The sequence below is a fragment of the Clostridium sp. DL-VIII genome (assembly GCF_000230835.1).
Lineage (GTDB): Bacteria > Bacillota > Clostridia > Clostridiales > Clostridiaceae > Clostridium.
Window position 1 is genome coordinate 250,524 of record NZ_CM001240.1, and the last position, 9,477, is coordinate 260,000.

The following is a 9,477-nucleotide window of genomic DNA, read 5'->3' on the forward strand; positions in this document are numbered from 1 at the left end:
TCCTATATTTCATCTTACTGGATCATACCCACCCTTGCCAAAAGGATTACATCTTAATATTCTGTAAATTGCCATTATGCTTCCTTTAAATGCCCCATATTTATTTATAGCATCCAGAGCATATTGTGAGCATGTTGGCGTAAACCTACAGCATGAAGGTCTCCCAGGTGAAATATGTTTTCTATAAAAATTAATTAGGCATATTAGTAATTTCTTCATTATATAAGCCTGCCTTTTTAATTAAATTTCTCATAGCTTTCTCTACTTCAAAATATTTCTTGTCTTTCATAGGATTTCTTGCTATAAAAATAAAATCATATTCTTTTATCATATAATCATAATTTAATCTAAAACTTTCGCTTATTAATCTTTTACATCTACTCCTAATAACACTGTTTCCTACCTTTTTACTCACAGAAACACCTAATTTATTATAACAATTATGATATTTATCTTTATTCTTTTTATTCTTTATTATATACATAACTAAAAGGTCATTTGCAAATGACTTGCCTCTTCTATATATAAATGTAAATTCAAAATTTTTTTTCAATCTATAAATCATAGATATTTATATTCTCCTTTTTTCCCTGCATTTGCAGAAAAAAGGCCACTTAGAGCGGCCCTTAAGCTGTTAATTTTTTTCTTCCTTTTTGTCTTCTGCTTTTAAGAATGTTTCTTCCTGATTGAGTGCTCATTCTCTTTCTAAAACCATGTTCCTTTTTTGTTTGTCTTTTTTTAGGTTGATAAGTCATGAACATTAACATGCACCCCCTTAAATAAATTATTTATAGTAAAAACTATACTTAACTAATTTTAAATTTTACTTAATCTATTATATATATATACTATTTTCCTGTCAAGGTGGTAATAATTGTTGATAAATATATTTATATATATTTTTTTGTGGATAATTTCTTGAATATCAACAATTACTTATGTTATCATAAATATTATGTTGTGAATAACTTATTATTTTAAGAACTTATCCACATGTGTGGATAAATATGTGCATAACTTGTTTATCTTATGTTATTTGTTCATATTACAAATTGCATATTCACTTAATTATGTACATGTTTATAACTTTTTATAGTTACATGTTATTAAATTTTTAATCAATTTATATATAAACATAATTATTAACATGTTGATATATTTATATACATACTTGGCGATAATATAATACTGTTGATATATCTGTTGATAAATTGTACATAAGTCGCATAAAATTTTTTTTATAAAATACTGGAGGAATAATAAAAATGGATGCCGATCTAAAAAACTTGTGGAATAAAACCTTAACTATTATAAAAAGTGAGCTTAGTGAAGTTAGCTTCAATACTTGGATTAAAAGCTGTGAACCTATATCTATCTCTTCAGATACTTTAAGGATAAGCGTTCCAAATTCCTTTACTCAAGATATTTTAGATAAGCGTTATAAAGATTTAGTTGCAAACTCAATAAAAGCTGTTTGTTCGAAACTATATAAAATTGAATTTATTATAATGTCTGATAACTACGAAAAAGAAGAAAATAAAAGTAACACTCCACAAGCATCAAAATCAATTACTGTTAATGATGAAATGTCTTCAACGTTAAATCCAAAGTATACATTTAATTCTTTTGTAATAGGTAATAGTAATCGATTTGCTCACGCTGCATCACTTGCAGTTGCAGAATCACCTGCCAAAGCCTATAATCCACTATTTATATATGGAGGTGTTGGACTCGGAAAAACTCACTTAATGCATGCTATAGGTCACTATATCTTAGATGGCAATCCAAATGCTAAAGTAGTATATGTTTCTTCTGAAAAATTTACTAATGAATTAATTAATGCAATTAAAGATGATAAAAATGAAGAATTTAGAAATAAATATAGAAATGTAGATATTCTACTTATTGATGATATACAGTTTATAGCCGGAAAAGAACGTACACAAGAAGAATTCTTCCACACATTTAATGCATTACATGATGCCAACAAGCAAATCATATTATCTTCAGATAGGCCGCCAAAGGAAATTCCAACATTAGAAGACAGACTACGCTCCAGATTTGAATGGGGATTAATTGCAGACATACAAGTTCCTGATTTCGAAACTAGGATGGCCATTTTAAAAAAGAAAGCTGATGTTGAAAATTTAAATGTAGCTAATGAAGTCATGGGGTATATTGCTACAAGAATTAAATCAAATATCAGAGAGCTTGAAGGCGCTTTAATAAGAATAATTGCTTACTCTTCATTAACTAATAGAGAGGTCACTGTGGATCTAGCTTCCGAAGCATTGAAAGATATAATTTCTAAAAAACAAGGCAAGCATGTGACTATTGATATTATACAAGATATAGTGTCTAGTTACTTTAATTTGCGTGTTGATGATTTAAAATCTCAAAGAAGAACCAGAAATGTTGCTTATCCAAGACAAATTGCAATGTATTTAAGCAGAAAACTAACAGATATGTCTTTACCTAAGATTGGGGAAGAGTTTGGTGGAAGAGATCATACTACTGTTATTCATGCTTATGAGAAAATATCTGAAAATCTAAAAACTGACGATTCGTTGCAAAATACAATTAATGATATCACTAAAAAATTGACTCAAGGTTAATCCACAGCTGTATATAACAACTATATAATAAATTGTGGATAATATTTTTTTAGTTATAATAAGTTTAATGTTGTGGATAAGTGGTTTTATTTGTTACCGAATTATCCACAACATTTTTGAATGAAATTCTGTGGATATTACTTGGCTTAAGGTAGTTATCAACAAATTAACACTCCCTACTACTATTATTACTATAAAAATATTTATCTATATCTATTTTTTATCTTTAATTTCCTGTTAATAAATAAGGAGGATTTCAAAATGATTTTTACATGTGAAAAACAAAAAATATTAGAAGGAATATCAATAGTTCAAAAAGCTATAACAGGTAAATCAACTTTACCTATACTTGAAGGTGTATATATAAAAACTGAACAATCAACATTAACACTTATAGGTTCGGATATGGATGTTAGCATTCAAACGTCTGTTGATGCTACAATAATAGAAGAAGGTAACATTGTAATAGATGCTAAAATATTTGGAGAAATAATAAGAAAATTACCAAATTCAACAATAAAAATAGAGACTATTGAAAATCAGTTAATTAAAATAACTTGTGAAAAATCTATATTTGATGTTGTTTATATGAATACAAATGAATTTCCTGAATTACCTGAGATCAATGAAAACCTAAAGATATCAGTAAATCAAAATATACTAAAAAACATGATTAAAGGAACATCTTTTGCTATTGCTCAAGATGAAACACGACCAATTCTTCAAGGCATATTGTTTGAAGTAAAAAATAAAAATTTAAATTTAGTTGCTCTTGATGGCTATAGATTAGCAATTAGAAGTGAATTTTTAGATACTGATATTGATGTAGAAGTTGTTATACCAGGTAAAACATTAAATGAGGTATCTAAAATATTAGAAGATGTGGATGATATTGTAGATATAACATTTACTAATAATCATATATTATTCAATTTAGAGAGAACTAAGATAATATCTAGGTTATTAGAAGGTAAATTTATAAATTACAATTCACTATTGCCGCAAGAACATAAATTATTAGTTAGCGTTAATAGACAAAAATTACAAAATGCTATTGAAAGAGCATCATTAATGGCTAAAGATGGAAACACTAATTTAATAAAATTAGATTTACAACAAGATAATTTAATAATTACATCTAATTCTCAATTGGGAAAGGTAAGAGAGGAAATATCCATAAAATTGCAAGGTGAAGAAGTACAAATTGCATTTAACTCAAAATACTTATTAGATGTTTTAAAAAATGTAGAAGAGGATGAAGTTGTTATGAAAATGACTTCGAGTATAAGTCCGTGTGTAATTGAAGAAAAGGATAACGAGAATTCTAAATACCTGGTTTTACCAGTAAGATTAATGAGATAGGAGGACAAATATTATTTTTGTAATATTTATAACAAATTAAATGAATAAAGTAAAAATTAATACTGAATATATAAAGTTAGATGCTTTTTTAAAATGGGCTGCAATTGTTAGTTCAGGTGCAGAAGCTAAACTTTATATACAAGATGGGTTAGTTAAGGTAAATAAAGAAATTTGCATTCAACGAGGAAAAAAATTAAAAATAGGTGATATTATAAGTTTTGAAAATTCAGATTTTGAAATTATATGAAATAATAAATAAACTGTTATTTTATTATTATGATATAATTATTTATAGGTGTATTTTTTATGTATGTTAAAAATATAAGTTTAGTTAATTATAGGAACTATTCAAGTTTAAACATAGAATTGGCTCAAAATGTTAATGTGTTTATAGGAGATAATGCTCAAGGAAAAACTAACATTTTAGAGTCAATTTATTATGGTGCCTTTGCTAAATCTCATAGAACTTCAAAGGATAGAGAGCTAATAAGCTGGAATAAGAGTAATGCTTATATAAGCTTGCTCATTGGAAAAAATAGGCTTGATAAAAGGATAGATATAAATATCTTAAGAGATGGAAAAAAGGCTATAAAAGTAAATAATATTAAAATAAATAAGATTGGAGAGTTATTTGGGACATTCAATGTTGTAATGTTTTCTCCAGAAGACTTAAAGGTCATTAAGGAAGCTCCAAGTTTAAGAAGGCGATTATTAGATATGGAATTATCCCAAATAAATTCTAAATATTACTTTAACTTAGTTCAATATAATAAAATTTTAAATGAACGGAATATTTTGTTAAAAAGCAAAACATTCAATGAAGATGTTTTAGAAGTATATGATATACAATTAATTGAATATGCTGATTATATTATTTCAAAACGGTTAGAATATATAGAAAAGATAAATATTTATGGAAGTCAAATACATAAAGAGATAACATCTGGTAAAGAAAATATTAATTTTATATATAATTGTACTGTTAATTTAGATAACTTTAAAAATAATTATTCAAAGAAATTAAAAGATAATTTATTGAAAGATAGGGAAAAAGGTTTAACATCAATAGGACCTCATAGGGATGATTTTAATATTTTTATAAACGATGTAGATGTTAAGACTTTTGGCTCTCAAGGACAACAGCGTACATCAATTTTAACTATGAAATTTTCATCTTTAAAAATCATTAAAGAAGTTACAGGAGAGTATCCAGTTTTATTGCTAGACGATGTTCTCTCAGAGCTTGATATAAATAGACAAATATATATATTAAGTGCGATACAGGATATACAAACAATAATAACATGTACCGGAATAGATGATTTGAAGGATTATTTAGATGATAAAGCTAAAAGATTTGTTGTGTCAAATGGACGAATTTTAAATTAGAGGAGGAATGGTTAGTGTTTTTGCATTTAGGTGAGAATGTTGTAGTTCCAATTAAGGATATTATTGGAATATTCGATTTACAAAATACAATGTACAGTTCAGATACAATACAGTTTTTGAGGTTGGCTGAAGAAGATGGATTTGTAGAAAGAATTACAGATGAAAAGCCAAAATCATTCATTATAGCAGAGGTTAATAATAAGAGTAAGATATATCTTTCACCAATATCATCAACAACATTGACAAAAAGAACTGATATTGAGTATAGTTCGTAATTTTATAAAATTAAAAATTTTAATATTTATTAAGTTTAGGAGGAGTCTGATTTGGAACAAAATAATAGAGAATATGATGAAAATCAGATACAAGTTCTTGAAGGATTAGAAGCAGTAAGAAAAAGACCAGGTATGTATATCGGAAGCACAAGCCCAAGAGGCCTTCATCATTTAGTTTATGAAATAGTTGATAATAGTATCGATGAAGCATTAGCTGGGTATTGCAAAAAAATAGAAGTGTATATCAATGAGGATAATTCAATTACAGTAACTGATGATGGTAGAGGTATGCCTGTAGGAATTCATCCTAAAATGGGAAAATCTACTGTAGAAGTTATAATGACAATACTACATGCTGGTGGTAAATTTGGCGGTGGAGGATATAAGGTTTCAGGTGGGCTACATGGAGTTGGTGCGTCTGTTGTTAATGCACTGTCAGAAGAATGTACTGTTACAGTTAAAAGAGATGGGCATATATGGGAACAAAAATATAGTAAAGGCAAAGTTCTTACTGAAGTTACCCAAATAGGAAACAGCGATGAAACTGGAACAGAAACATATTTTAAACCTGATGCTGGAATATTTGATGAAATAGTTTTTGATTTTGAAGTATTATCTCAAAGGTTAAGAGAATTAGCTTTCTTAAATAAGGGTATATACATAAAGCTAGTAGATAAAAGAGATGAAAAAGAAGAAATTTTTCATTATGAGGGCGGAATCAAGTCATTTGTTAGTTATCTAAATAGAAACAAAGTACCACTTCACGATGAACCAATATATATCGAAGGAGTAAAAGATAATATAGCTGTGGAAGTAGCGCTTCAATATAATGATGGGTATACTGAAAATATTTTTTCTTTTGCAAATAATATTGATACAGTAGAAGGGGGAACCCATTTAGTTGGTTTCAAAACTGCACTTACAAGAGTATTTAATGATTATGCAAAGAAATTTGGTCATATAAAGGAAAATGATAAGAATTTTACTGGTGATGATATAAGAGAAGGGCTTACAGCAGTTATATCTGTTAAGATTGAAGAACCTCAATTTGAAGGCCAAACTAAAACCAAATTAGGAAATAGTGAAGTTAGAGGAATCGTTGATTCTGTTGTTGGGGAAAATGTAGGGACATTTTTAGAGGAGAATCCTAACATAGGAAAAATGATAGTAGATAAAGCTTTAATGGCGGCAAGAGCTAGAGATGCGGCTAGAAAAGCAAGAGAATTAACAAGAAAATCAGTATTAGAAAGAACTACATTGCCTGGGAAATTGGCAGATTGTTCTTCGAAAGATCCTAGGGAATGTGAAATTTATATTGTCGAAGGAGATTCTGCGGGTGGATCAGCTAAGCAAGGAAGAAATAGAAGATTTCAAGCAATTCTACCTTTAAGAGGAAAAATATTAAATGTTGAAAAACAAAGATTAGATAGAATATTAAATGCAGATACAATTAGATCTATGATTACTGCATTTGGTGCAGGTATTGGAAATGATTTTGCTGTAGAAAAAATTAGATATAATAGAATTATAATCATGACAGATGCCGATGTTGATGGAGCTCATATTAGAACATTATTATTAACATTCTTTTATAGATATATGAGAGAGCTAATAGATGATGGGCATGTGTATATAGCCCAACCACCACTTTATAAAGTTAGTAAGGGCAAAAAGGAGCATTATGCATATAGTGATGCAGAATTGGAAAGTGTGTTATCGGATTTTGGTGGAAAAGATAATTCTACTGATATTCAAAGGTATAAAGGTTTAGGAGAAATGAATGCAAATCAGTTATGGGATACAACAATGGATCCAGAAAAGAGAATTTTATTAAAAGTAAATATTGATGATGCTATGGCAGCGGATGAAATTTTCACAATTTTGATGGGTGAAAAAGTTGAGCCAAGAAAAGAATTTATACAACAAAATGCTAAAAAAGTTGTTAATTTAGACATTTAGTACTGAAATATGAGGTGAAGTACATGGATTTTAATGAAGGAAAAATTATACCCGTAGATATTAATCATGAAATGAAAAAATGCTATATAGATTATGCAATGAGTGTTATAGTTGGTCGTGCATTACCAGATGTTAGGGATGGATTAAAGCCTGTTCATAGAAGAATACTTTATTCTTTGCAAGAATTAGGGTTAAGTCCTGAAAAGGGATATAGAAAATGTGCAAGAATAGTTGGAGATGTTTTAGGTAAATATCATCCACATGGTGATAGTTCTGTTTATGATGCATTAGTAAGATTAGCTCAAGATTTTTCTATGAGATACATGTTAGTTGATGGTCATGGAAATTTTGGATCTGTTGATGGTGATAGTGCAGCTGCTATGAGATATACAGAAGCAAAAATGAATAAAATAGCTGTTGAAATGTTAAGAGATATAAACAAGAATACAGTTGATTTTATGCCAAATTTTGATGGTGAAGAGCAAGAACCAGTAGTACTTCCATCTAGATTTCCGAATCTTTTAGTAAATGGTTCAACAGGAATTGCAGTTGGTATGGCAACTAATATTCCACCACATAACTTAGGTGAAATAATAGATGGAACAGTTATGCTTATGGATAATCCTGAAAGCACTGTTTTAGAACTTATGAGTAAAATACAAGGACCTGATTTTCCTACAGGTGCTACTATTATGGGGAAGGCTGGAATCAGAGCAGCTTATGAAACTGGTAAAGGAAAAGTTGTTGTAAGAGCAAATGCTGAAATAGAAGAGGAAAATGGAAGGCATTCCATAATAGTTACTGAAATACCATATGCAGTAAATAAGGCAAAACTCATCGAAAATATTGCTGATTTAGTAAAAGATAAAAAGATTACTGGAATATCTGATTTAAGAGATGAGTCAGATAGAGAAGGTATGAGAATTGTAATTGAACTTAAAAGAGATGCTAATCCTAATGTAGTATTAAACTTATTATATAAACATACAAAACTTCAAGATACATTTGGAATTATTATGTTAGCGTTAGTTAATAACGAGCCTAAAGTATTAAATTTAAAACAAATACTAGAAAACTATATAGATTTCCAAAAAGAAGTCATAACAAGAAGAACTGTATTTGAATTAAATAAGGCAGAAGCAAGAGCTCATATATTAGAAGGCTTGAAGATAGCATTAGATAACATAGATGAAGTAATAAGTATAATCAGAAATTCTAAGACTAGTGAAATTGCTAAGGATACTTTAATGGATAAATTTAATCTTTCAGAAAAACAATCTCAAGCTATACTGGAAATGAGATTGAGAAGATTAACTGGTTTAGAAAGAGATAAAATTGAGGAAGAATATAACGAATTAATGAAACAAATAGAATATTTACAATCTATTTTAGCTAATGAAGAAAAGCTATTAGGTGTTATTAAGGATGAGCTTTTAGAAATAAAAGCTAAATATTCAGATGGAAGAAGAAGTAAAATTGAAAAGATAGTTAATGAAATTGATATAGAAGACCTAATTCAAGAAGAAGAGGTTGTTATAACATTAACACATTCAGGATATATAAAGAGAATTTCAGCGGATACTTATTCGGCACAGAGAAGAGGCGGAAAGGGTATTCAAGCAATGTCGACCAAGGAAGATGATTTTGTTGAGCAGTTAATGATAACATCTACACATTCAGATATACTATTCTTTACAAATAAAGGAAGAGTGTATAAATTAAGGGCTTATGAAATCCCAGATGCGGGAAGACAAGCAAAGGGTACAAATCTAATAAATCTTATATCAATAGAAGCTGATGAAAAAATTCAAACAGTATTAACAGTAACTGATGATAGAAAAGAAGGATTCCTGTTTATGGGTACTAAACAAGGAATA

Annotated in this window: 10 protein-coding genes (1 of these 10 cut by a window edge); 7 read left to right on the forward strand and 3 right to left on the reverse strand. The window is 28.5% G+C overall.

Annotated features, from left to right (window positions below; all coding sequences use genetic code 11):
• Positions 1-9: 9 nt before the first annotated feature.
• The 3 genes from yidD to rpmH all read right to left on the reverse strand — a co-directional run bounded on the left by yidD (position 10) and on the right by rpmH (position 761).
• Positions 10-219, reverse strand: coding sequence for a membrane protein insertion efficiency factor YidD (gene yidD / locus CDLVIII_RS01180; protein ID WP_009167651.1), 210 nt, complete (start codon positions 217-219; stop codon positions 10-12).
• The gene (rnpA, locus tag CDLVIII_RS01185; protein WP_009167652.1) at positions 191-565 is read right to left on the reverse strand and encodes a ribonuclease P protein component; all 375 of its coding nucleotides are present in this window, start codon (positions 563-565) and stop codon (positions 191-193) included. Before rnpA ends, yidD begins: the two co-directional genes overlap by 29 nt.
• Before the next feature lie 61 nt (positions 566-626).
• Positions 627-761 (reverse strand): 50S ribosomal protein L34, encoded by a 135-nt coding sequence (gene rpmH, locus CDLVIII_RS01190; protein ID WP_009167653.1) that lies wholly within the window; start codon positions 759-761, stop codon positions 627-629.
• Between the two features lie 504 nt (positions 762-1,265).
• Between rpmH and dnaA the strand changes: the two genes are divergently transcribed.
• The 7 genes from dnaA to gyrA form a co-directional block, all read left to right on the forward strand.
• Positions 1,266-2,615 carry a chromosomal replication initiator protein DnaA gene (gene dnaA, locus CDLVIII_RS01195; RefSeq protein ID WP_009167654.1) on the forward strand — a complete coding sequence of 450 codons (1,350 nt, stop codon included), beginning with the start codon at positions 1,266-1,268 and terminating at the stop codon, positions 2,613-2,615.
• A 261-nt stretch (positions 2,616-2,876) separates the two neighbouring features.
• Positions 2,877-3,977, forward strand: a complete 1,101-nt coding sequence (dnaN, locus tag CDLVIII_RS01200; RefSeq protein ID WP_009167655.1) for a DNA polymerase III subunit beta — start codon at positions 2,877-2,879, stop codon at positions 3,975-3,977.
• Between the two features lie 40 nt (positions 3,978-4,017).
• On the forward strand, positions 4,018-4,224 hold the full coding sequence (locus CDLVIII_RS01205) for an RNA-binding S4 domain-containing protein (protein ID WP_009167656.1): 207 nt from the start codon (positions 4,018-4,020) through the stop codon (positions 4,222-4,224).
• Between the two features lie 59 nt (positions 4,225-4,283).
• A complete protein-coding gene (gene recF / locus CDLVIII_RS01210; RefSeq protein ID WP_009167657.1) occupies positions 4,284-5,366 on the forward strand; it encodes a DNA replication/repair protein RecF in 1,083 nt (360 codons plus the stop codon).
• Between the two features lie 14 nt (positions 5,367-5,380).
• Positions 5,381-5,641: an extracellular matrix/biofilm biosynthesis regulator RemA family protein gene (locus CDLVIII_RS01215; protein WP_009167658.1), complete on the forward strand. Its 261-nt coding sequence runs from the start codon at positions 5,381-5,383 to the stop codon at positions 5,639-5,641.
• 51 nt (positions 5,642-5,692) lie between these two features.
• Positions 5,693-7,600, forward strand: coding sequence for a DNA topoisomerase (ATP-hydrolyzing) subunit B (gene gyrB, locus CDLVIII_RS01220; RefSeq protein WP_009167659.1), 1,908 nt, complete (start codon positions 5,693-5,695; stop codon positions 7,598-7,600).
• A gap of 23 nt (positions 7,601-7,623) precedes the next feature.
• Positions 7,624-9,477 carry the 5' portion of a DNA gyrase subunit A gene (gene gyrA, locus CDLVIII_RS01225; RefSeq protein ID WP_009167660.1) on the forward strand. Its footprint extends 630 nt past the window's final position, so only the first 1,854 of its 2,484 coding nucleotides appear in the window; the start codon lies at positions 7,624-7,626; its stop codon lies off the right edge, out of view.